Origin of the sequence: Caenimonas sedimenti, assembly GCF_007833165.1 — a bacterium.
Taxonomy (GTDB): Bacteria; Pseudomonadota; Gammaproteobacteria; order Burkholderiales; family Burkholderiaceae_C; genus Ramlibacter; species Ramlibacter sedimenti.
Genome location: NZ_VOBQ01000022.1, coordinates 18,913 through 41,778, shown reverse-complemented (window position 1 = coordinate 41,778; position 22,866 = coordinate 18,913). Strand labels below are relative to the sequence as shown.

17 protein-coding genes are annotated in these 22,866 nt (G+C 68.9%); 14 read left to right on the top strand and 3 right to left on the bottom strand.

Translation table 11 applies throughout. The features are described 5' to 3' along the window. Positions 1 to 11 precede the first annotated feature (11 nt). From FN976_RS24720 to mdoH, 7 genes are all read left to right on the top strand, one after another. Positions 12 to 425, top strand: coding sequence for a hypothetical protein (locus FN976_RS24720; RefSeq protein ID WP_145895977.1), 414 nt, complete (start codon positions 12 to 14; stop codon positions 423 to 425). Beyond that, positions 422 to 1,774: a tRNA (N6-isopentenyl adenosine(37)-C2)-methylthiotransferase MiaB gene (gene miaB / locus FN976_RS24715; RefSeq protein WP_145895975.1), complete on the top strand. Its 1,353-nt coding sequence runs from the start codon at positions 422 to 424 to the stop codon at positions 1,772 to 1,774. The genes FN976_RS24720 and miaB overlap by 4 nt, the downstream gene beginning before the upstream one ends. Before the next feature lie 7 nt (positions 1,775 to 1,781). After that, positions 1,782 to 3,188, top strand: a complete 1,407-nt coding sequence (locus FN976_RS24710; protein ID WP_145895973.1) for an ATP-binding protein — start codon at positions 1,782 to 1,784, stop codon at positions 3,186 to 3,188. Continuing rightward, the gene (locus FN976_RS24705; protein ID WP_186511169.1) at positions 3,178 to 3,819 is read left to right on the top strand and encodes a hypothetical protein; all 642 of its coding nucleotides are present in this window, start codon (positions 3,178 to 3,180) and stop codon (positions 3,817 to 3,819) included. Before FN976_RS24710 ends, FN976_RS24705 begins: the two co-directional genes overlap by 11 nt. A 2-nt stretch (positions 3,820 to 3,821) precedes the next feature. Beyond that, the gene (locus tag FN976_RS24700; protein ID WP_145895971.1) at positions 3,822 to 5,234 is read left to right on the top strand and encodes a sigma 54-interacting transcriptional regulator; all 1,413 of its coding nucleotides are present in this window, start codon (positions 3,822 to 3,824) and stop codon (positions 5,232 to 5,234) included. A 178-nt stretch (positions 5,235 to 5,412) separates the two neighbouring features. After that, on the top strand, positions 5,413 to 6,966 hold the full coding sequence (locus FN976_RS24695) for a glucan biosynthesis protein G (protein ID WP_145895969.1): 1,554 nt from the start codon (positions 5,413 to 5,415) through the stop codon (positions 6,964 to 6,966). After that, positions 6,963 to 8,909, top strand: a complete 1,947-nt coding sequence (mdoH, locus tag FN976_RS24690) for a glucans biosynthesis glucosyltransferase MdoH (RefSeq protein WP_255440826.1) — start codon at positions 6,963 to 6,965, stop codon at positions 8,907 to 8,909. Before FN976_RS24695 ends, mdoH begins: the two co-directional genes overlap by 4 nt. Before the next feature lie 3 nt (positions 8,910 to 8,912). Here the strand turns inward: mdoH and FN976_RS24685 are convergent, their stop codons facing one another. From FN976_RS24685 to ffh, 3 genes are read right to left on the bottom strand one after another with little or no spacing between them, the layout of a single operon-like run. Continuing rightward, entirely contained in the window at positions 8,913 to 9,878 is a 966-nt protein-coding gene (locus FN976_RS24685) for a tripartite tricarboxylate transporter substrate binding protein (RefSeq protein ID WP_145895965.1), read from the bottom strand. After that, positions 9,875 to 11,080 carry a M20 aminoacylase family protein gene (locus FN976_RS24680; RefSeq protein WP_145895962.1) on the bottom strand — a complete coding sequence of 402 codons (1,206 nt, stop codon included), beginning with the start codon at positions 11,078 to 11,080 and terminating at the stop codon, positions 9,875 to 9,877. The genes FN976_RS24685 and FN976_RS24680 overlap by 4 nt, the downstream gene beginning before the upstream one ends. 10 nt (positions 11,081 to 11,090) lie before the next feature. Then, positions 11,091 to 12,464, bottom strand: coding sequence for a signal recognition particle protein (gene ffh, locus FN976_RS24675; protein ID WP_145895960.1), 1,374 nt, complete (start codon positions 12,462 to 12,464; stop codon positions 11,091 to 11,093). Between the two features lie 64 nt (positions 12,465 to 12,528). Here ffh and FN976_RS24670 point away from each other — a divergent pair, with 64 nt between their 5' ends. From FN976_RS24670 to FN976_RS24640, 7 genes are all read left to right on the top strand, one after another. Then, positions 12,529 to 13,323: a cytochrome C assembly family protein gene (locus FN976_RS24670; protein ID WP_145895958.1), complete on the top strand. Its 795-nt coding sequence runs from the start codon at positions 12,529 to 12,531 to the stop codon at positions 13,321 to 13,323. Beyond that, complete coding sequence (locus FN976_RS24665; protein WP_145895956.1) at positions 13,320 to 13,559, top strand: PP0621 family protein; 240 nt, start codon at positions 13,320 to 13,322, stop codon at positions 13,557 to 13,559. Before FN976_RS24670 ends, FN976_RS24665 begins: the two co-directional genes overlap by 4 nt. A gap of 11 nt (positions 13,560 to 13,570) precedes the next feature. Further along, on the top strand, positions 13,571 to 15,247 hold the full coding sequence (locus FN976_RS24660) for a sensor histidine kinase (RefSeq protein WP_145895954.1): 1,677 nt from the start codon (positions 13,571 to 13,573) through the stop codon (positions 15,245 to 15,247). Positions 15,248 to 15,259: 12 nt separating this feature from the next. Next, entirely contained in the window at positions 15,260 to 16,744 is a 1,485-nt protein-coding gene (locus tag FN976_RS24655) for a sigma-54-dependent transcriptional regulator (protein ID WP_145895953.1), read from the top strand. Then, on the top strand, positions 16,728 to 17,324 hold the full coding sequence (gene ampD / locus FN976_RS24650; RefSeq protein ID WP_145895951.1) for a 1,6-anhydro-N-acetylmuramyl-L-alanine amidase AmpD: 597 nt from the start codon (positions 16,728 to 16,730) through the stop codon (positions 17,322 to 17,324). The genes FN976_RS24655 and ampD overlap by 17 nt, the downstream gene beginning before the upstream one ends. 1,054 nt (positions 17,325 to 18,378) lie before the next feature. Beyond that, on the top strand, positions 18,379 to 21,300 hold the full coding sequence (locus tag FN976_RS24645; protein ID WP_145895949.1) for a ribonucleoside-diphosphate reductase subunit alpha: 2,922 nt from the start codon (positions 18,379 to 18,381) through the stop codon (positions 21,298 to 21,300). A 159-nt stretch (positions 21,301 to 21,459) separates the two neighbouring features. After that, a complete protein-coding gene (locus FN976_RS24640) occupies positions 21,460 to 22,683 on the top strand; it encodes a ribonucleotide-diphosphate reductase subunit beta (RefSeq protein ID WP_145895947.1) in 1,224 nt (407 codons plus the stop codon). Positions 22,684 to 22,866: the final 183 nt, after the last annotated feature.

Here is a 22,866-nt window from a genome sequence, read left to right as displayed (position 1 = left end):
GGATCTACACCATGCAACGCTGGAAACTGTGGGCCGCCGCGGCCCTCGCCTGCTTGAGCACCTTCGCGCAGGCGCAGGGCATCATCCGCGACGCCCCCAAGGACGTCAGACCGGCCGTGATGGCGGTCAGCGCAACCCCTCCCGATGTCATGCTCGACGGCAAGGCCGATCGGCTTTCCCCGGGAGCCCGCATCCGCGACCTCAACAACATGATGGTGCTGAGCGGCAGCCTGGCCGGCAAGTCGGTCTACACCGTCTACAAGCGCGACAGCGCGGGCCTGGTCCATGAAGTCTGGCTGCTGACGGCCGATGAATATGCCAAGCTCGGCGGCACCGGTGCCAGCGGCGACGGCGAGGGCTACAAGCGCTTCATGGAACTGCTGAACATCGTCTGGGCGGCACGCGCGCTGGCTGGCCTGAAATGACGCGCAAGGTCTTCATCAAGACCTTCGGCTGCCAGATGAACGAGTACGACTCCGGCAAGATGGCCGACGTGCTCGGCGCCGCCGAAGGGTACGAGCCCACGCAGGACGTCGAACAGGCGGACCTGATCCTGTTCAACACCTGTTCGGTGCGCGAGAAGGCGCAGGAGAAGGTGTTCTCCGACCTGGGCCGCGTCAAGCACCTCAAGAGCAAGGGCGTGCTGATCGGCGTGGGCGGCTGCGTCGCCAGCCAGGAGGGCGCGGCCATCATCGAACGCGCTCCGTATGTGGACGTGGTGTTCGGCCCGCAGACCCTCCACCGCCTGCCGGAGATGCTGCGCCAGCGCGAGCGCCAGCAGCGGCCGCAGGTCGACATCAGCTTCCCCGAGATCGAGAAGTTCGACCACCTGCCGCCAGCCCGCGTGGACGGCGCGAGCGCGTTCGTCAGCATCATGGAGGGCTGCTCCAAATACTGCAGCTATTGCGTGGTGCCGTACACGCGCGGCGAGGAAGTGTCGCGCCCCTTCGAAGACGTCCTGACCGAAGTCGCCGGCCTGGCCGACCAGGGCGTGAAGGAAGTGACGCTGCTCGGCCAGAACGTGAACGCGTATCGGGGCACGATGGGCGGCACCAGCGAGATCGCCGACTTCGCGCTGCTGCTGGAATACGTCGCTGACATTCCGGGCATCGCGCGCATCCGCTACACGACCAGCCATCCGAACGAGTTCACGCAGCGCCTGGTCGAGGCCTACGGCAAGGTGCCGCAGCTGGTGAACCACCTGCACCTGCCGGTGCAGCACGGCTCCGACCGCATCCTGATGGCGATGAAGCGCGGCTACACCGCCATGGAATACAAGAGCACGATCCGCAAGCTGCGCGCGGTGCGTCCGGACATCTCGCTGTCCACCGACTTCATCGTGGGCTTCCCCGGTGAAACCGACGACGACTTCGGCAGGATGATGAAGCTGGTGGACGATGTGGGCTTCGACGCCAGCTTCTCCTTCATCTTCAGCCCGCGCCCGGGCACGCCCGCCGCCGCCTTGCATGACGACACCCCGCACGAAGTGAAGCTGAAGCGCCTGCAGCACCTGCAGGCCGTGCTGGAAGACAACGTGCGCCGCATCAGCGAAAGCCGCGTGGGCACGGTGCAGCAGATCCTGGTGGAAGGGCCCTCGCGCAAGGACAAGTCCGAACTGATGGGCCGCACCGAGTGCAACCGAATCGTCAATTTCGCGGGCCCCGCGCGCCTGGTGGGCCAGCTGGTGGACGTGACGATCACCGAGGCCCTGCCGCATTCGCTGCGCGCGCGGGTCGTGACGACGACCGAAGCACCGGTGCTGGCCGCGGCGTGAGCGGCCCATGGGGTCGTTCCGGCAGCTGCTGCTGATCGCCTTCATGCTGATCGCCGCGCTGCTGAGCGCGACGGCGCTGCGGGCGGTCGTCATCCTCGAGCGCCTGGTCGCGCAAAGCGGCCTCGAAGCAGCGCGCGCGCTCGAACTGAACGGCGCGGCCCAGGCGCTCGACGCGCACACGGCCGGCATGGAACGCGCCGGGCGGCAATCGCTGGTGCTCAACGATTCCGTGCTGCGGCGCCGGTTCGAGGAAGAGTGGCGCGCCGCGCTCGGTGCACTCGACCAGATGCATGCCTCCGGCCTCGCGGGCCCGGACTTCGCCATCTGGCGCTCGCAAGCCGATGGCATCAACCGCCAGCTGGAGGGTCCGCTCTTCAGCGCGCTGGACCGGGAACGCGCCGTGGCCGGTGAATTCCGCGATCTCGACGCGGTCAACGACCGCATCCGCGCGCAGGCCCAGGCGCTGATCGAAAGCCGCAACGCGGCGCTGGCCGGCAAGCTCGATGCCGAGCGCAGCCGCCTGATGCAGCAGGTGCTCGCGGCCATCGCGCTGGCGTTGCTGCTGGCAGTCGGCTTCGGCATCTGGCTCGCGCGGCCCTTCAAGCGGCTGGAACACGCCATCGTGCAATTGGGCGAGAACCGCCTGGCTGAGCCCATCGACATCTCCGGCCCGTCGGACGTGCGGGCGGTGAGCCAGCAGCTCGACTGGCTGCGGTTGCGGCTCACCGAGCTGGATGCCGACAAGGCGCGCTTCCTGCGCCACGTCTCGCACGAGCTGAAGACACCGCTGGCGGCGCTGCACGAAGGCGTGGCGCTGCTCCAGGACGGCGTGGCCGGCCAACTGGTCGGCCACCAGAAGGAAGTGGTGGGCATCCTGCGGCAGAACACGCTGGCGCTGCAGGCGCAGATCGAGGCGCTGCTGCGCTTCAATGCCGCCGCCTTCGAGGCGCGCCAGCTGCAACGCCGCCGCACCGACTTGCTGGAACTGCTGCGCGAACAGGTGGAAGCGCAGCGGCTGCAGTGGCAGGCGCGCGGGCTCAATGTCGAGATCGAGGGCGAGCCCCTCCACCAGATGGTGGACCCCGGCAAGCTGGGCGCGGCCATCGGCAACCTGCTGTCCAACGCGATCCGTTTCTCGCCGCGCGGCGGCACCCTCCGCATCCAGCTGTCGCAGACGGACGCGGCCGTGCGCATCGACGTGCGCGACCAGGGACCGGGTGTCGCGCCCGCCGACCGGGAGCGTGTTTTCGAACCCTTCTACCGCGGCGCGCGCCAGCCCGAAGGCGCGGTGCGTGGCACCGGCATCGGCCTGTCCATCGTCCAGGAGTACGTGACCGCGCATGGCGGCCACGTCCGGCTGGAGTCCGACAGCCAGGCCGGCCATTTCCGGATAGAACTGCCCCATGCGAACTGAATCCCGCCTGGCCTTCATGGGCCCGGTCTTCCTTGTTGTGTGCGCCCTGGCAGGATGCACCACGCCGCCGGCGTCCACAGCCGTGGTCCCGCCGCCGCCGGCAGCCGCCACCGCCCCGGCACCGGTTCCGCCGGCACCCCGGCCGGAGCCCGCCCAGGCCGCGGCACCGCCGGCCCACCCCCTGGAGCCGGTGCTGGCCTATGCCGATCGCGTGCGCAGCCTCCCGCCCGCGGACCTGGCCGCCGAAGTCCAGCGGCTGGGCGACAGCGCGTATTCGCCCGAGCGCGCCCTGCAGTTCGCCGTGGCGCTGACCCAGTCCCGCAACAGCGCGCAGACTGCCCGGGCGCAAGCCTTGCTGCAGCGGGTGCTGGCCCAGGCCGACGCCGAAGCCCGGCCCTTCCAGCCCTTCGCACGGCTGCTGGCGGCGCAATTGGCGGAACAGCGGCGCGTCGAGGAACAGGCGGAACGGCAGGCGCAGCAACTGCGCGACGCGCAGCGCCGCATCGACCAGCTGAACGACCGGCTGGAGGCGGTGCGCGCCATCGAGCGCAGTGTGCCGGCCGCGCCCCGGCGCGACAACGATGTGCCGCCGCCGGCCCGTGGGCCAGCGTCGCGGCCCACGGGCCCTTGACCATGACCGCTGCCACAACTTCGAGCGCGTCGGCGTCGCGCCTGCTGGTCGTCGATGACGACGCCGACCTGCTGCGGCTGCTGTCCATGCGGCTGGAATCGGCGGGCTACCGCGTGCACACCGCGGGCTCGGCCGAGGCGGCCCTGGCGCAGCTCGAGGTCGAGCGGCCGCAGCTCGTGATCAGCGACGTGCGGCTGCCCGGCCGCGACGGCCTGGCACTGTTCGACGAGGTGCGGCGCCGCCATCCCTCGCTGCCGGTCATCCTGCTCACGGCCCACGGGACCATTCCCGATGCCGTCGAAGCCACGGCACGCGGCGTGTTCACCTATCTCACCAAGCCCTACGACGCCAAGGAACTGCTGGACAAGGTCGCGCAGGCGCTGGCCCTGGGCACGCCGGCCGCGGAACCCACGCATGGCGACGAAAGCTGGCGCGCCGAGATCATCAGCCGGTCCGGCCGCATGGCGGACCTGCTGGCCGAAGCGCGCATGGTCGCGCGGTCCGACGCCAGCGTGCTGCTGCGCGGCGACAGCGGCACCGGCAAGGAGCTGCTGGCGCGCGCGATCCACCGGGCCAGCCCGCGCGCGGCGCGTCCCTTCATCGCGGTCAACTGCGGCGCCATCCCGGAGGCCCTGCTGGAGTCCGAGCTGTTCGGCCACGTCAAGGGCGCCTTCACCGACGCGGTGGCCAACCACAAGGGCCTGTTCCAGGCGGCGGACGGCGGCACCCTGCTGCTCGACGAGATCGGCGACATGCCGCCGGCGCTGCAGGTCAAGCTGCTGCGGGTGCTGCAGGAGCGCGCGGTGCGGCCCGTGGGTTCCAGCCAGTCGCATGCGGTCGACGTGCGCATCGTCTCGGCCACGCACCGCGATCTCGACGCCGCCATGGCGGCGGGCCAGTTCCGCGAGGACCTGTACTACCGGTTGAATGTCGTCACGCTCACCCTGCCGGCGCTGGCGGAACGTCGCGAAGACATCCCGCTGCTGGCCAATCACTTCCTGCACAAGCTCGCCGCGAAGTACACGCGCCGGCTCTCCGGCTTCGCGCCGGAAGCCTTGAAGGCACTGATCGCCGCGCCCTGGCCAGGCAACGTGCGCCAGCTTTACAACGTGGTCGAGCAGGTGTGCGCCCTGACCAGCACCCCGCTGGTGTCGCTGGCGCTGGTGCAGCGTGCGCTGCGGGTGCCGTCCGTCCAGGTGCTGACCTACGCCGAGGCCAAGCAGCGCTTCGAACGGGACTATCTGGTCGGGCTGCTGAAATTGACGGACGGCAGCGTCGCCGACGCTGCGCGGCTCGCGGACCGCAACCGCACCGAGTTCTATCGCCTGTTGCAAAAGCATGAGCTGACGCCCGGGCACTTCCAGTCCCCGGCGCCGGCGCAGCCGCCGTCGCCTCCCGGCGACAGCGGCAAGTGATTGATTCCACTGGAGATTTCTGGGGCTGACCGGCTGAGCTGTCGCCGTCTGGCGACAAAAGCGCTGCGATTTCGTCCTGAGAACGGCATCCGGGCCAGCTCAACATTGAATTTCCATCGCAAGCCGTTGATCTAGAACAGTTTTTTGGAGCTGGCACAGGGTTTGCCCTAGTGCCTGGATGCTCCAGCTGCTACGGCTTCTCCGATTGCTTTGCCTGGGCCTCCTGACGGGAGGTTTGTGGCACTCCGTGCACGCGCAAACGGCCGCTGCGGTCGACTTCGAAACCGTGGCCGGGCTGGCCCGTGCACGCGCCGCCGCACCCGATGCCGCCGCAACTTCCGCGCTGCCGGCCGAACTGCAGGCCCTCGACTACGACGGCTATCGGGACATCCGCTTCCGGCCGGCGCGCGCCCTGTGGCGCGACGCGCAGCTGCCGTTCGAGACGATGTTCTTCCACCGCGGCCTTTACCAGCAGGAAGCGGTCCGCATCCACGAGATCACGCCGCAGGGCGTGCGGCCGCTGGCCTACGACAGCGGCGACTACGACTTCGGCAAGAACGCGCTGCAGCCGCAGGGCTGGGGCGACCTGGGCCATGCGGGGCTGCGGGTGCACTACCCGCTGAACTCGCCCCAGTACAAGGACGAACTGGTCGTCTTCCTCGGGGCCAGTTACTTCCGCGCGCTGGGCGCCGGCCAGCAGTACGGCCTGTCCGCGCGCGGGCTGGCGATCGACACGGTGGGTGGCGGCACCGAGGAATTCCCGCGCTTCACGCAGTTCTGGCTGGAGCGGCCCGCGCCTGACGCGCGCCAGGTCGTGCTCTACGCGCTGCTGGAGTCGCCCCGCGCCACCGGCGCCTACCGCTTCGAGATCGTGCCCGGCACGCAGACCGTCACGCGCGTGCGCTCGCGCATCTTCCTGCGTGCCGGCGGCTCGCCCATCGCGACCCTGGGCGTCGCCCCGCTCACCAGCATGTTCTTCTTCGGCGAGAACCAGCCGCGCGCCGGCGACTTCCGGCCCGAGGTGCACGACTCCGACGGCCTGCAGATCGAGACCGGCGACGGCGAATGGTTGTGGCGGCCCTTGCAGAATCCGGCGCGCCCCACCGTCAACACCTTCACGGCGAACGGGCTGCGCGGCTTCGGCCTGATGCAGCGCGACCGCGCCTTCACGAGCTATGAGGATGTGGAGGCGCGCTACGAGCGCCGGCCCAGCGCCTGGGTGAAGCCGCTCGGCGACTGGGGGCCGGGCCGGGTCGAGCTGCTGCAACTGCCGACGCCGGACGAGACGCATGACAACGTGGTCGCTTACTGGGTGCCGGCGCGCCTGCCCGCGCCGGGCGAACCGCTGGAGCTGGCCTACGAGATCGCTTGGCAAGGCGACACCCAGCAGCGCCCGCCCGGCAGCTGGGCCGCGCAATCGCGGCGCGGCATCGGCTATTCGAAGCTCGACGCGAGGGCCCAGGCGCAGCAGGTCCAGTACGTCGTCGATTTCACCGGCCCGGCGCTGGACGCCCTGCCGCCGGGCGCGCAGGTGCGCGCCGTCGCCAGCGCCGATGCCAACGGCCGCGTCCTCGAGCAGAACGCCTACCCCAACCCCGCCGGCAAGAGCTGGCGCATGACCTTGCGCGTGCAGCGCATCGACCCGGCGCGGCCGGTCGAGCTGCGCGCTTTCCTGCAGCACGACACCCACATCCTGAGCGAGACATGGACCAACATCATCCTTCCCGAATGAACGCCACGCGCGCGGTGCGCAGCGCGCTGCGCGAGGAACGCCACCCCAACTCGGTCACAGCGCCACCGGTGCACCGCGGCTCGATGGCGCCGCTGCCCTGGCGCGGCTTCTGGAACGGCGTGGGCACCGCGCTGTTGTCGGGCGCCAATCGCATGCTGCCCGGCGGCGCGAGCGCGGCGTCCGTCGACGAGCCGCATGAGCCCTGGCAAGCCGCGGCTACGCGCCGCCGCCTGGTCTTCCTGCTGTTCACGGTGCTGAGCACCGGGCTGGCGAGCTGGCTCTTCGCGCAGGCGCAACCCGACTACGGCAGCGCCTGGCTGGAGTGGGGGCAGATCGCGCTGTTCGCCGTCCTGTCCACCTGGGTGGTCACCGGCTTCGTCACCGCACTCATGGGTTTCTGGGTGACGTTGCGTGGTGACCCGCATTCGCTGTCCGCGCGCGACGTGCAGGGCCATGCCGTGGACCCTCAGGCGCGCACCGCCATCATCATGCCCATCTGCAACGAAGATGTCGCCACCGTCTTCGCCGGCCTCCGCGCCACCTGCGAATCGGTCGCAGCCACCGGCCACGCGACGGTGTTCGACGTGTTCGTGCTCTCCGACAGCAATCAGCCCGACGTCATCGCCGCCGAGCGTGCCGCCTGGGCGGCGCTGCGCACGGCGCTGGCCGCGCATCCCGACCAGCCGCAGATCGAGGTGTATTACCGCCTGCGCCAGCGCCGCACCCATCGCAAGGCCGGCAACGTCGCCGACTTCTGCCGGCGCTGGGGCCGCGACTACCGCTACATGGTGGTGCTGGACGCCGACAGCGTGATGAGCGGCGACTGCATCGTCTCGCTGGTCAAGCTGATGGAGGCGAATCCGCGCGCCGGCATCATCCAGACGGCCAGCCAGGCCGTCGGCCACGCGACGCTGCACGCGCGCGCCCAGCAGTTCGCCTCGCGCGTCACCGGCCGCCTGTTCACGCTGGGCATGCAGTTCTGGCAGCTCGGCGAGTCGCACTACTGGGGCCACAACGCGATCCTGCGCATCGAGCCTTTCATGCGGCACTGCGCGCTGGCGCCGATCCGCGGCAGCGGCGGGCTGGCCGGCCCCATCCTGTCGCACGACTTCGTCGAAGCCGCCTTGATGCGCCGCGCCGGCTGGCATGTGTGGCTGGTGGGCGACCTCGCGGGCAGCTACGAGCAGCAGCCGCCGGACCTGCTGTCGGAGCTGCAGCGCGACCGCCGCTGGTGCCAGGGCAACCTGCAGAACTCCCGCCTCATCGCCGAGCCGGGCCTGCATCGCGTGCACCGCGCGATGTTCGCCATCGGCGCGATGTCATACCTGTCCGCCCCGCTGTGGCTCGCCTTCCTGACCTTCGGCACCGCGCTCTGGGTGACCGGCGCCGCCGTCGCGCCCGACTGGCATGCCCTGCCCTCGGAGCTGCGCAGCCTGTGGGCGTGGACGCTGCTGATGCTGTTCATGCCGCGCGTGCTCGGGCTCGCCGCGGTGTTCCTGCGGCGCGGCGCGGCCGGATTCGGCGGCAGCTGGGCGCTGCTGCGCAGCGCAGCCGTCGAGACCGTGCTGGCCGTGCTGCAGGCGCCGGTGCGCATGCTGGCGCATTCGTTCTTCGTGCTGGTCGCGCTCACCGGCTGGAAGCTGGAATGGAAGTCGCCACCGCGCTCGGCCACCGGTGTGTCCTGGCGCGATGCCGCGCTGCGTCTCGCGCCCATGACCGCCGTGATCGCGCTGCAAGGCGCCGCCGTGGCGGTGGTCCAGATGGGCGCGCTGGTGTGGCTGGCCCCGGTCGGGCTGCCCCTGCTGCTGGCCGTGCCGCTGGCGGTGCTCACCAGCCATGTGGCCTTCGGCGGGCGGATGCGCTCGCGCGGTGTGCTGCTGATCCCGGAGGAGGCGCGTTCGCCCGCCGTGCTGCGCCGCGCGTGGCGGCACGCCGGGCAGTGAGCCTTATTCGATGCGCGCGCCGGACGCCTTGACGATCGCGCCCGCGGTCTCGTAGTCCGCGCGGAGCAGCTTCTGGAAGTCGTCGGCCGAGGTCTGCGGGCCGACTTCCACGCCCAGGCGCGTCAGGCGCTCCTGCACTTCGGGCATCTGCAGCGCCTTGTTGATGGCTGCGTTCAGCTTGTCGAGTTCGGCCTTGGGCATTCCGGCCGGCGCCAGCACGCCGATCCAGGAGTCGAACTTGTAGTCGGGCACGCCGGCCTCGGCGACCGTCGGCAGTTCCGGGAAGAAACGCGAACGCTGGTTGCCCGTGTACGCCAGGATCTTGATGCGCGGATCCTGCTTGAAGGGCACGATGCCGATCAGCGACGAAGTCACCCCCTGCACCCGGCCCGCCAGCACTTCGTTCACGGCGTCGCCGGTGGACTTCATCGGCACGTGCTGCATCTGCGCGCCGGCCTTGGCCAGGAAGTACGCCATGCCCATGTGGGTGGCACTGCCGTTGCCGGCGGATGCGTAATTGAATTCACCCGGCTTGCTCTTGGCCAGCTTCACGTAGTCGGCCAGCGTGTTCACGCCCATGTTGCCGGGCACGGCGATGGCATAGCCCGAGCTGCCGATGTAGGCGACGCCCTGGAAGTCCTTGATCGGCTCGTAGGGCAACTTGGCGTACAGGTGGCCGCCCAGCGTGTGGCTCGCGGCGGCCAGCACCAGCGTGTTGCCGTCGGCCGGCGATTTCGCAACCGCAGCGGTGCCGATGGTGCCGCCCGCGCCGGCGCGGTTTTCGACCACGACGGACGCGCCGAGGATCTGCCCCAACTCGGCGTTGAAGGTGCGCGCCACCGTGTCCTGCACCGCGCCGGGGCCGAAGGGCACCACGATGCGGATGACGCGCTGGGCGAAGGCCGGCGCCGTGGCCGCCGCTGTCAGGGCGAGGGCGAGGACGAGGTCTCGGGCGTTGCGAAAATTCATGTGCGCTCCTGGGGTTGTGCCAGCCATTCCTGCGCCAGCCGCACGAAGTAGCTGGCGCCGACCGGGATGATCTCGTCGTTGAAATCGAACGAGGTGTTGTGGATGATGCAAGGTCCGGGCCCATGGTCCGGCAGGCGGTGGCCGCCATCGCCGTTGCCGATGAAGGCATAGCAGCCGGGCCGCACGCGCAGCATGTGCGCGAAGTCCTCGGCGCCCATCACGGCGGGGAAGGCCTCGTCGACATTGTCCGAGCCCACGATCTTGCGCATCACTTCGGCCGCGAAGCGCGCCTCGCGCTCGTGGTTCACCACCGGCGGCGACGCCCGGCGGAAGTTGACTTCGGCGGTGCAGCCGTGCGCCGCCGCCACGCCGGCCGCCACCTGCCGCAAGCCGGCTTCGATGCGGTCGGTGGCGTCCACGGCGAAGGTGCGCACCGTGCCGCCGACCCAGGCGGTGTCGGGGATCACGTTGGGGGCGTCCGAACCCTGGATCTGGGTGACGGCCAGCAGCGCTCGCTCGGTCGAACTCACCACGCGCGGCAGCAGCGAGCGTAGTTGCTGGGCGAGATCGACTGTCGCGGCCACCGGGTCGATGCCCGTGTGCGGCATCGACGCATGCGTGCCCCGGCCCGTGAGCGTCACGCGCCAGGTGTTGCTGGACGCCATCAGCGCGGCATGGTTCAGCGCGAAACCGCCGACCTTGCCGATCGGGAAGTTGTGCAGCGCGAACACCGCCTCGCAGGGGAAGCGCTCGAACAGGCCGTCCTCGATCATCTTCAGTGCGCCGGCCTTGCCCATCTCCTCGGCGGGCTGGAAGATGAAGTGCACCGTGCCGTCGAAGTCGCGCGCTTGCGAAAGATGCCAGGCCGCGGCCAGCAGCATCGTGGTGTGGCCGTCGTGGCCGCAGGCGTGCATGCGGCCGTCGTGCTGCGAACGGTGCGCGAACTGGTTGGCCTCCTGCAACGGCAGTGCATCCAGGTCCGCGCGCAGGCCGATGGTTCGGGGGCCGTTGCCGCACTTCAGCACACCGACCACGCCGGTGCCGGCAATGCCCGTGTGGACCTCGATGCCCCATTCGCGCAGCCGGTCCGCCACGATCTTCGAGGTGCGGTGCTCCTCGAAGCCCAGCTCCGGGTGCATGTGGATGTCGCGGCGCAGCGCGACGAAGCGCGAGGTGTCGGCGAAGGAATCGACGATGTGCATGGCGGCCTCTTCAGAAAGGTAGCTTGGGCATGCCGCCACCCTTGCCGCCACCACCCATGCGCTTCATCATCTTCATCAGCCCGCCGCCCTTCATCTTCTTCATCATGGTCTGCATCTGCTCGAACTCGTTGAGCAGGCGGTTGACTTCCTGCACGTGAACGCCCGCGCCGGCGGCGATGCGGCGCTTGCGGGTGGCTTTGATGATCTCGGGCTTGCGGCGCTCATGGGCCGTCATGCTGCAGATGATGCCTTCCTTGCGGCGGATGTCGCGCTCGGCCTTGTCCATGTCGACCTGGCCGGCCTTGGCCTGCATCTGAGCCGGCATCTTGTCCATCAGGCTGGACAGGCCGCCCATGCTCTTCATCTGCTGGATCTGCGCCAGGAAGTCGTTCAGGTCGAAGCCGGTGCCGCTCTTGAGCTTGGCGGCCAGCTTCTGCGCGGACTCGACATCCACGCCCGCCTGCACCTGCTCCACCAGCGCGACGATGTCGCCCATGCCGAGGATGCGGCCGGCATGGCGCTCGGCGTCGAACACCTCCAGCCCGTCGATCTTCTCGCTGACGCCAGCGAACTTGATCGGCGCGCCCGTGACCTGCCGCACCGACAGCGCGGCGCCGCCGCGCGAGTCGCCGTCGAGCTTGGTCAGGATGATGCCGGTGAGCGGCAGCGCCTCCTTGAAGGCCTTGGCGGTGTTCACCGCGTCCTGGCCCTGCATCGCATCGACCACGAACAGCGTCTCCACCGGCTTCAGGATGCCGTGCAGCTCCTGGATCTCGCGCATCAGCACTTCGTCGATCGCCAGCCGGCCGGCGGTGTCGACCAGCAGGACGTCGAAGTACTGCTTCTTCGCGTAGTCGATGGCGGCCCGGGCGATGTCGGCCGGCTTCTGGTCCGGCGTGCTGGGAAACCACTCGGCGCCGGCCTGCTTCGTCACCGTCTTCAGCTGTTCGATGGCGGCCGGCCGGTACACGTCGCCCGACACCGTCAGCACCTTCTTCTTGCGCTTCTCGATCAGGTGCTTGGCCAGCTTGGCGGTGGTGGTGGTCTTGCCGGCGCCCTGCAGGCCGGCCATGAGGATCACCGCCGGCGGCTGCGCCGCCAGGTTGATGTCGCTCACGCCCTCGCCCATGGTGGCCGCCAGCTCGCGATGGACGATGCCCACCAGCGCCTGCCCGGGTGACAGCGAGCCCATCACCTCCTGGCCGAGCGCCTTCTCCTTCACGCGGGCGACGAAATCGCGCACGACGGCCAGGGCGACGTCGGCCTCGAGCAGGGCCATGCGGACTTCGCGCAGCATCTCCTGCACGTTGTCCTCGGTGATGCGGGCCTGGCCGCGCATCTGCTTGACCAGGCGGGAAAGTTTGTCGGAAAGGGCGGAGGCCATGGGGGATCCCGGGAGAAGGCCGAACGCGCGCGGCGTGGCTGAGGCGAAGGACTAAACTGTCTGCATGATTCTAGCCAGTGCGTCTCCCGCGGGCGTGGCGCTCGCGCTGGCGGCGGCCGCGGCGTATGCGGTGCCGGCCGCCGCCGCTGCGCGGTTGAGCGAGCAGGCCTCGCGGCTGGCCCTGCTGGCCGCGTGGGTGCTGCACGCCCTGGTGCTGGCCTGGAGCCTGCTCGGCGAGACGCCCCGCTTCGGCTTCGCGCCCGCGCTGTCGGTCACGGCCTGGCTGGTGCTCACGGTCTACGCGATCGAGCGCAAGGTGTTCCCGCAGTTGCAGGCCCGCTGGGCGCTGGCCGGCCTGGGCGCGGCCGCGGTGCTGCTGGCCCTGGTGTTTCCCGGTGCGCCGTTGCAGCAGCAGGCGTCCGCCTGGCTGCCGCTGCACTGGGCGCTGGGCATCGCGTCCTACGGGTTGTTCGCCGCTTCCGTGGTCCACGCCTGGCTGATGATGCGCGCCGAAAAGACGATGCGCCGGGCGGCCGAGGCCCAGCCGGGCCTGCCGCTGCTCACCCTGGAACGCCTGACCTTCCGCTTCGCCGCCGCCGGCTTCGTGCTGCTCTCGGCCACGCTGATGGCCGGCATGCTGTTCGCCGAAGTGCTGTACGGCCGGCCCTGGAAGTGGGACCACAAGACCGTGTTTTCCGTGCTCTCGTGGGTCGCGTTCGCCTTGTTGCTGCTGGGCCGCGCGCGCTTCGGCTGGCGCGGGCGCAAGGCGGTCCGGGTGCTGTACACCGGTTCGCTGTTGCTGCTGCTGGCGTACGTGGGATCGCGCTTCGTGCTCGAAGTCGTGCTGGGGCGCACATGAAATACCTGGTCCTGTTCGCGGTGCTGGCGGTGGCGTACCTGTGGTGGCGCAACGCGCGGCTGGAGCGCAAGGCGGCCAAGCCGCCACCCGCCCAGGCCGCCGCGCCGCCGGGCCAGCCGCAGGACATGGTGGAGTGCCCGGTCTGCCTGGTGCACCTGCCGCGCGCCGACGCGCTGGCCGGGCCCGACGGCTCCCACTATTGCAGCCAGGAGCACCGGCGCGCCGCCGGGGGCTAGAGCAGGAACAAGTGACGCCCGCCGCCGTCTGGGACACCGACAGCTTCACCTCCTACCGCCTCTGGCGCGGGTTCATGGCGGCACGGGTCGGCATCGGCCTGGTGCTGCTCGTCCTGCTGGCCAGCCTGATGATGCTGGGCCTGGCGCCCGCGGTGGACCGCTGGCAGGTCGGCTTGTGCGGCGCCTACCTGGCCGCCGCCCTCACCGCGCGGTTCTTCACGCGGCCGGCGATGCCGGGAGACGCGTTCGACCCCCAATGGGTCTCGACCATCGGCATCGACCTCGTCGCGTTCTCCACGCTGCATTTCCTGCAGGCGGCCGGCCTGAACTACTCACCGCTGTTCGCGCTGCCGGTGCTGACGGCCTCCGTGCTCGGCTCCGGCCTGCTCGCGCTCGGCACCGCCGCGGCCGTCACGCTGCTGCTGCTGATCGAGGCCTGGCTGCAGGCGCTCCAGGTGCCGCAGGATTACGCGGCGCGCTTCGTGCAGGCGGGGCTCACCGGCGGCGGCTACTTCGCGGTCGCGTTGCTGGCCAACCAGCTGGCGGCGCGCCTGGCGCGCGAGGAGCAGGCCGCGCGGCGCAGCCTGTCGGCGGCGCGCACCCAGGCCTACGTCAACGAGCTGGTGATCGAGACACTGAGCGAAGGCGTGCTGGTGGTCGGTTCGGACTACAGCATCCACGCCGCGAATCCGGCCGCGCGCAAGCTGCTGGCCTGGCACGCACGCGAAACGCCGGCATCGCTGGCGCTGGCGTCGCGCCCCGGCTGGCAACCCCTGGTGGAGCTGGCGCACCGCACGTTCATCGACCAGGCGCCGCAGGGCACCGAGGCCGCGCTGGAACTCGCGCCGGAGGAGCACCTGCACGTGCGTGTGCGCACCCGCCTGACGCCGCCGCACGACCTGCAGTCCGACGCGCTGTGCGTGATGTTCCTGGAGGACTTGCGCGAGACCGAGGCCCGCACCCGCACCGAAAAGCTGGCCGCGATGGGCCGCATGTCGGCCGCCGTGGCGCACGAGATCCGCAACCCGCTGGCCGCGATCGCCCAGGCCAACGCGCTGCTGTCCGAAGAGCTGACCGAGCCCACGCAGGTCCAGCTGAGCGCGCTGGTGCGCAAGAACACCCAGCGCCTGGCGCAGATCGTCGAGGAGATCCTGAACCTGGCGCGTGTGCAGCAGCAGGCCTCGCCGACCTGGGTGGACGTGGGGCAGGAAGTCCTGGGGGCGTGCGGCGACTGGTCGCAGCACCAGCAGGCCGGCGAGCGCCTGCTGGTGTTGCCGCCACCCGACAACGTGTCCGTGGTGTTCGAGAGCGAACACCTGCGCCGGGTGCTGATCAACCTGCTGGACAACGCGTGGCGTTATGCCACCACGGCGCCCGCCGCGATCGTCGTCGCCACCGAGCGCGAAGACGACCTGGCCTGGCTGCGCGTCTGGAGCGACGGCCGCGCGCTGGACCAGGGCGTGCAGCGCCACCTGTTCGAACCCTTCTTTTCCTCGGAAAGCCGCTCCAGCGGCCTGGGCCTGTACATCTGCCGCGAGCTGTGCCAGCGGCACGGCGCAAGCATTGCCTACCGACGCGCGCCCGCACCGGACGGCAGCGGCCGCGATGGGAACGAGTTCACGGTCCGCGTCCGCAGCCGCGCCCAGCCGGTCCCGGGGCCCGCACCCTTTGACACAATAGGCGCCTGAACATCCCACCGCATGGCCCAGTCCCCGAACCCCTCCGCGCAAGTCCTGGTCGTCGACGACGAGCCGGACCTCCGGACGCTCTATGAGCTGACGCTGCTGCGCGAGGGCTACCGCGTCGACGCGGCGGGCACGCTGGGCGAGGCCTGGCAACTGCTGGAACAGCGCAAGTTCGACGCCGTGATCACCGACATGCGGCTGCCCGACGGCCTGGGCCTCGAGCTGTTGCAACGGATGCTGGCGCAGCAGCGGCCGGAACGCTGCATCGTGATGACGGCTTATGGCTCCGCCGAGAACGCCGTCGATGCGCTGAAAGCGGGCGCCTTCGATTACCTGACCAAGCCGGTGGACCTGAAGCAGTTCCGCACCGTCGTGGCTTCGGCGATCCACGACACGCAGCAGCGGATCAAGCCCGCGGCGGGGCCGGCCCGCGCGGGGGCGGCGACCGCCTCGGCGGCACCGGCGGCCCATGGGTTCGAGCGCGGTGCGGCCTCGAACGCGCTGCATCGCCTGGTCGGCGACTCGGCCCCCATGCGGCTGGTGAAGGAGCGGATCGAGAAGGTTTCGCGCAGCATGGCCCCGGTGCTGGTGCGGGGCGAGTCCGGCACCGGCAAGGAGCTCGTCGCGCGCGCGATCCATGCCTGCAGCCACCGCTCCGACGGGCCGTTCGTCGCCGTGAATTGCAGCGCCATCCCGGAGACGCTGCTGGAAGCCGAGTTCTTCGGCGCCCGCAAGGGCTCCTACACCGGCGCCACGGCGGACCGCGAAGGTTATTTCCAAGCGGCGCGCGGTGGCACCCTGTTCCTGGACGAGATCGGCGACCTGCCGCTGCCCATGCAGTCGAAGCTGCTGCGCGCGATCCAGGAACGCCAGGTGCGCTCGCTCGGCTCCACCCAGGAAGACGCGGTCGACGTGCGCATCGTCAGCGCGACCCATCGCGACCTCGCCTCCGACGTGCAGGCGAACCGCTTTCGGCAGGACCTGTTCTACCGCTTGAACGTGATCGAGATCCTGGTGCCGCCGCTGCGCGAGCGCCGCGAGGACCTGCCCGCGCTGTGCGCCGCGCTGCTCACCCGCATCGCGCTCGAATCGGGCATGCCGGCGCCGGTGCTGTCGCCCGAAGTGCTGCAGCAGTTGCAGGAACACCCGCTGCCCGGCAACGTCCGCGAGCTCGAGAACCTGCTGCATCGCGCGCTGGCCTTGAGCGACGGCTCCCAGCTGCAGGTGGACTTCGCGCCGTCGGCCATGGCGCCGCCGGCGGGCGAGCTGTCGGCGAACGGGGTGGCCGGCGCCATGGAACCCGCGGTCCCGAACGACCTGCAGGCCTACATGGATCAGCGCGAGCGCGAAATCCTGGTGAAGGCCTTGCGCGAAACCGGCTTCAACCGGACCGCCGCGGCACAGCGCCTGGGCCTGAGCCTGCGGCAGATCCGCTACCGGATCGCGCGGCTGGCCATCGCAACACCGGGAAGCGAAGACGCGGATGACACCGCCGGCTGAGAGCGGAGGCGACGCGCTGTGGGCGGACGGCTGGTACCGCTTCGCGCGGCGGCTGGATTCCCCAAACTTCGGCCCGCGCCCGGCTGGCGCCCTGGTCGACCTGATCGTGGTGCACTCGATCAGCCTGCCGCCCGGTGTGTACGGCGGCGACGAGGTCCAGCGGCTGTTCACCAACACGCTGGACTGGGAAGCGCACCCCTATTTCAAGAGCATCGAAGGCATGCAGGTTTCGGCGCACTTCTACATCCGCCGCGATGGGGCGTTGTGGCAGTTCGTCAGCTGCGACGATCGGGCTTGGCATGCGGGGCCGTCGTCCTACCGGGGCCGCTCCAACTGCAATGACGATTCGGTCGGGATCGAGCTGGAGGGGCTGGAGGGCGAGACGTTCGAGGCTGCGCAGTACGAGGCGCTGGCCGTGCTGTCTTCTGCCATTGCTCAGCATTACCCGGTCGTGCATGTCGCCGGGCATGAGCACATTGCGCCGGGGCGCAAGGGGGATCCTGGCTCGGGGTTTGAGTGGGCCGAATTGCAGCGCAGTCTTGGGTGGGCGGACGAGCGGTTTGCGTTCTTGCGCTCATAGGCTTTTTGCAGGCACCTCGCGGGCAAAGCCGCACGCGGGCGGGCTGTGGCGCGCTGGCACGGCGTTCGTCGGGCCGCGCGCGGCCCTACCGAATTCCCTGCGCCGTCCGGTCATGCGGCCCCGCGGGCGAACTCGCTCCGCGCCCTACGGGCGCTGCGCTCAAACAGCGCCCGCGAGCATGAAACGGTCGCACGGCTCGATACGCGGCCCTGCGGGCCGCTCTCGTAGCCGCGCTGGGCCGCAAGACCGGCCGTCGCAGGCGCCTGGGCCCTTATGCGCGCCACAGCCCGCCCGCGTGCGGCTTTGCCGGCGCCATCGGAGCGCGCCAACCAATCGCAGGGCGGCTCCTCGGCTTTCAGTCATGGAAGCGGCGCGCTGCTGGTGGAATGCTACGACGCATCTGCAACGCCGCGCGTGGCCGGGCTGTGGCGCGCATCAGGGCCCAGGCGCCTGCGGCGCACGCCCTCGCGGCCCAGCGGGTCTACGAGAGCGCCCGCAGGGTGCGTATCGAGACACGCGACCGTTTCATGCTCGCCGCCGCTGTTTGAGCAGAGCGCCCAAAGGGCGCGGCGCGAGTTCGGCGGCGGGGCCGCGAGGGCGTGCGGCGCAGGGAATCCGGTAGGGGCGCGCAGCGCCACGACGGACGCCGTGCCAGCGCGCCACAGCCCGGCCACGCGCGGCGTTGCCGCGAGGAAGAGGCGCGAAGAACGGCGGAGAGCCATCCACTGCGGCGCCCCAACCACACGCGTTTCAATCTCTTGCAATTACGAGCGGACGATCCAGGCCTGAAGCGGCGCCATGAACCAAACCGCGCCAGCAACTGCGCCACCACTTGCCTGTGCACGGCGTCATGTTGAATCCACGCGGCCCGCAGCCCTTCCGTAACCCGCGCTGCACATCCTGTCCACAGGGATGTGCACCGCGCCAACCCAAGGAAACCACTACCCGTAGCGGCTTGTAATGGCCCCAGACCCTATATATAGTGTCCCGGAGCCGCGAGCCCAGGTACACTCCGCTTCGCGAAAAAAGAAGTCACCGACGAGGAAACAAACGCATGCAACCTGCATTGAGTACCCCCGCTGCATCCGCTGTCACCACGGCCCGCCCGCTCAGCACGCCCGAATCCACGGGCCCCGCTTCCAACCCCCTCTCCCACTACCAGATCATCCGCCGCAACGGCGCTGTCGTGCCGTTCACGCCCGACAAGATCGCGGTCGCCATGATGAAGGCGTTCCTGGCCGTGCACGGCACGCAAGGCGCCGCTTCGGCGAGCGTGCGCGAGCAGGTCGACCAGCTCACCCAGTCCGTCATCAAGGCGATGGCGCGCTCGCGCCCGGGCGGCGGCACCTTCCACATCGAGGATGTGCAGGACGCCGTCGAACTCGGCCTGATGCGCGGCGGCCATCACGAAGTCGCCCGCGCCTATGTGCTGTACCGCGAGCGCCGCGCGCAGGAGCGTTCCAAGCAGGCCCAGACCGAAGCGCCCAAGGCGCCCCAGCTTCACGTGCTCGACGGTGGCCAACGGGTGCCGCTGGATTCGGCGCACCTGCAAAGCCTGATCGTGTCGGCCTGCGAAGGCCTGGGCAACGATGTCCGGCCCGACCCGATCGTCGCCGAGACCATGCGCAACCTGTACGACGGCGTGCCGCTGGACGAGGTCTACAAGGCTTCCATCCTGGCCGCCCGCACGCTGATCGAAAAAGATCCGGACTACACCTTCGTGACCGCCCGCCTGCTGCTGCACACGATCTTCAAGGAGATTCTGGGCCAGGAAGTCGCGCCGGCCGACCGGGCCGTGGCCTACGCCGACAGCTTCCCGCTCTTCATCAAGAAGGGCGTCGAGAACGAACTGCTCGACGAGAAACTGCTGCAGTACGACCTGCAGCGCCTGGGCGCCGCGCTCAAGCCTGAGCGCGACCTGAAGTTCGACTACCTCGGCCTGCAGACGCTGTACGACCGCTACTTCCTGCATGTGCGCAAGAGCCGGATCGAGCTGCCGCAGTCCTTCTTCATGCGGGTGGCCATGGGCCTGTCGCTGAACGAGATCGACCGCGAAGCCCGCGCCATCGAGTTCTACGAAGTGCTGTCGAGCTTCGACTTCATGTCCAGCACGCCGACGCTGTTCAATGCCGGCACGCTGCGCTCGCAGCTGTCTTCCTGCTACCTGACGACGGTGCCGGACGACCTGGACGGCATCTACGAATCGATCAAGGAAAACGCGCTGCTCTCCAAGTTCGCGGGCGGCCTGGGCAACGACTGGACGCGTGTGCGTGCCCTGGGCTCCCATATCAAGGGCACCAACGGCGAATCGCAGGGCGTGGTCCCGTTCCTGAAGGTGGTGAACGACACGGCCGTGGCGGTGAACCAGGGCGGCAAGCGCAAGGGCGCGGTCTGCACCTACCTGGAATCCTGGCACCTGGACATCGAAGAGTTCCTGGAGCTGCGCAAGAACACGGGCGACGACCGCCGGCGCACCCACGACATGAACACGGCCAACTGGATCCCCGACCTGTTCATGCGCCGCGTGATGGAAAAGGGCGAGTGGACGCTGTTCTCGCCGTCGAACGTGCCCGACCTGCACGACCTGTTCGGCGTCGAGTTCGAGAAGGCCTACGTCGCCTACGAAGAGAAGGCGAAGCGCGGCGAGATCAAGCCCAGCAAGACGGTGCAGGCCACCGACATGTGGCGCAAGATGCTCTCGATGCTGTTCGAGACCGGGCATCCCTGGATCACGTTCAAGGACGCCTGCAACGTCCGCTCGCCGCAGCAGCACGTGGGCGTGGTGCATTCGTCCAACCTGTGCACCGAGATCACGCTGAACACCAGCGACACCGAGACGGCCGTCTGCAACCTGGGTTCCGTGAACCTGCTGCAGCACCTGAAGGATGGCGGCGTCGACCACGCGAAGCTGAAGAAGACGATCGCCACCGCGATGCGCATGCTCGACAACGTGATCGACATCAATTACTACGCCGTCAAGAAGGCCCGCGACTCCAACATGAAGCACCGGCCGGTCGGCCTCGGCATCATGGGCTTCCAGGACGCGCTGTATGAGCTGCGCATCCCCTACGCGTCGGAGCAGGCCGTCCAGTTCGCCGACCAGTCGATGGAAGCCGTCTGCTACCACGCCTACTGGGCCTCGACCGAGCTCGCCCGCGAGCGCGGCAAGTACTCCAGCTACAAGGGCTCGCTCTGGGACAAGGGCATCCTGCCCCTGGACACGCTCGACCTGCTGCAGAAGGCCCGCGGTGGCTATGTCGAGGTCGACCGTTCGTCGACGCTCGACTGGGACGCCCTGCGCAAGAAGATCGCCGCCGACGGCATGCGCAACAGCAACTGCCTGGCGATCGCGCCCACGGCCACCATCTCCAACATCATCGGCGTGGACGCCTCCATCGAGCCCTGCTTCGGCAACCTCTCGGTCAAGTCCAACCTGTCCGGCGAGTTCACCGTCATCAACCACTACCTGGTGCGCGACCTGAAGCGCCTGGGCCTGTGGGACGACGTGATGGTCATGGACCTGAAGCACTTCGACGGGTCGTTGCGCCCGATCGACCGGGTGCCGCAGGAAGTGAAGGCGCTCTACGCCACCGCTTTCGAAGTGGAACCGGTGTGGCTGGTCGAAGCCGCCGCGCGCCGCCAGAAATGGATCGACCAGGCGCAGTCGCTCAACATCTACATGGCGGGCGCTTCCGGCAAGAAGCTCGACGAGACCTACAAGCTCGCCTGGCTGCGCGGCCTGAAGACGACCTACTACCTGCGCACGACCAGCGCGACGCAAGCCGAGAAGTCGACGGTGTCCTCCGGCCGCCTGAACGCGGTGGACTCCGGCGGTGGGGCGAGCAGCGGCAACGCGCGCGGCATGAGCCCGATGGAAGCGGCGGCTGCCGCCGCGCAAGCGCAGATGAATGCGGCGCCGGCGACCGACATCAAGTTCTGCGCGATCGACGATCCGACCTGCGAGGCCTGTCAGTGATGGATGCGCGTGCGATGCGCGCGCGCACGAACAGAGAGCATGTTGTCGGCGTTCTCTGACAAGAAGCCGATGCGATCAAGCAACAAAATGCGAGCGTGATGTGAACGAACACTTTTCATTCGTCATCACAGCTCGCATAATTCGAGCACTGGAAAACTTATGTTGACCTGGGACGACGAAGTCAAGCCCACACCGTCAAATTCCGTGAGCAGTGGTCTCCAAGCAGACCGCATGGCGGGTCTTTCACCCGCGCTGCAACCGGTCACCGCCTCCGCCGCCCAACCCGCGATGCGCACGCTCGACGACGTCGCGCTCGCACCGGCGGCCACGCAGGCGGCGCAGGCGCCCCGTGCTGCGACCATCGAGCGCCGCGTGACCGCCGCCGACAAGCGCATCATCAACGGCCAGACCGACGTCAACCAGCTCGTCCCCTTCAAGTACAAGTGGGCCTGGGAGAAGTACCTGGCCACCTGCGCCAACCACTGGATGCCGCAGGAAGTGAACATGAACCGCGACATCGCCCTGTGGAAGGACCCGAACGGTCTGACCGAGGACGAGCGCCGCCTGGTCAAGCGCAACCTCGGCTTCTTCGTCACCGCCGATTCGCTGGCCGCCAACAACATCGTGCTGGGCACCTACCGCCACATCACGGCGCCCGAGTGCCGGCAGTTCCTGCTGCGCCAGGCGTTCGAAGAGGCGATCCACACGCACGCCTACCAGTACATCGTGGAGTCGCTCGGCCTGGACGAGTCCGAGATCTTCAACGCGTACCACGAAGTCCAGTCGATCCGCGACAAGGACGAATTCCTGATCCCGTTCATCGACGCGATCATGGACCCCAACTTCCACACCGGCACGCCGGAAGCCGACCAGAAGCTCCTGAAGAGCCTGATCGTCTTCGCCTGCCTGATGGAAGGCCTGTTCTTCTACGTCGGCTTCACGCAGATCCTCGCGCTGGGCCGGCAGAACAAGATGACCGGCGCCGCCGAGCAATACCAGTACATCCTGCGCGACGAGTCGATGCACTGCAACTTCGGCATCGACCTGATCAACACCATCAAGCTCGAGAACCCGCACCTGTGGACGGCCGAATTCAAGGCCGAGATCAAGGGGCTGTTCCAGCAAGCCGTCGAGCTCGAGTACCGCTACGCGGAGGACACCATGCCCCGCGGCGTGCTCGGGCTGAATGCGTCCATGTTCAAGGGCTACCTGCGCTACATCGCCAACCGGCGCGCCACGCAGATCGGCCTGGAAGCGCTGTTCCCCAACGAGGAGAACCCCTTCCCCTGGATGAGCGAAATGATTGACCTGAAGAAAGAGCGCAATTTCTTCGAGACCCGCGTGATCGAATACCAGACGGGTGGCGCTCTCTCTTGGGATTGATAGGCAACTGCGAATGAGCTTGGATTGGTCCGCATGACCTTCGACGCCCGCTAGAGGCTGAAGGCATCCGGACAAATGGTGTTCGTGGGGCTGGGCCTAGGCCCAACCCCACGGATCGCTTCGCGAACCAACAACCGCGAAGTGCTTCTTTGGTTGATGTTGATCAACTTGAACAGGAGATAG

Coding starts and splice junctions, on each gene's coding strand:
- FN976_RS24665 (WP_145895956.1), top strand. CDS start 13,320: ATGAAATACCTGGTCCTGTTCGCGGTGCTGGCGGTGGCGTACCTGTGG.
- FN976_RS24705 (WP_186511169.1), top strand. CDS start 3,178: ATGCGAACTGAATCCCGCCTGGCCTTCATGGGCCCGGTCTTCCTTGTT.
- FN976_RS24670 (WP_145895958.1), top strand. CDS start 12,529: ATGATTCTAGCCAGTGCGTCTCCCGCGGGCGTGGCGCTCGCGCTGGCG.
- FN976_RS24685 (WP_145895965.1), bottom strand. CDS start 9,878: ATGAATTTTCGCAACGCCCGAGACCTCGTCCTCGCCCTCGCCCTGACA.
- FN976_RS24645 (WP_145895949.1), top strand. CDS start 18,379: ATGCAACCTGCATTGAGTACCCCCGCTGCATCCGCTGTCACCACGGCC.
- FN976_RS24710 (WP_145895973.1), top strand. CDS start 1,782: ATGGGGTCGTTCCGGCAGCTGCTGCTGATCGCCTTCATGCTGATCGCC.
- FN976_RS24700 (WP_145895971.1), top strand. CDS start 3,822: ATGACCGCTGCCACAACTTCGAGCGCGTCGGCGTCGCGCCTGCTGGTC.
- ampD (WP_145895951.1), top strand. CDS start 16,728: ATGACACCGCCGGCTGAGAGCGGAGGCGACGCGCTGTGGGCGGACGGC.
- miaB (WP_145895975.1), top strand. CDS start 422: ATGACGCGCAAGGTCTTCATCAAGACCTTCGGCTGCCAGATGAACGAG.
- FN976_RS24695 (WP_145895969.1), top strand. CDS start 5,413: ATGCTCCAGCTGCTACGGCTTCTCCGATTGCTTTGCCTGGGCCTCCTG.
- FN976_RS24655 (WP_145895953.1), top strand. CDS start 15,260: ATGGCCCAGTCCCCGAACCCCTCCGCGCAAGTCCTGGTCGTCGACGAC.
- FN976_RS24640 (WP_145895947.1), top strand. CDS start 21,460: ATGTTGACCTGGGACGACGAAGTCAAGCCCACACCGTCAAATTCCGTG.
- FN976_RS24720 (WP_145895977.1), top strand. CDS start 12: ATGCAACGCTGGAAACTGTGGGCCGCCGCGGCCCTCGCCTGCTTGAGC.
- FN976_RS24680 (WP_145895962.1), bottom strand. CDS start 11,080: ATGCACATCGTCGATTCCTTCGCCGACACCTCGCGCTTCGTCGCGCTG.
- ffh (WP_145895960.1), bottom strand. CDS start 12,464: ATGGCCTCCGCCCTTTCCGACAAACTTTCCCGCCTGGTCAAGCAGATG.
- mdoH (WP_255440826.1), top strand. CDS start 6,963: ATGAACGCCACGCGCGCGGTGCGCAGCGCGCTGCGCGAGGAACGCCAC.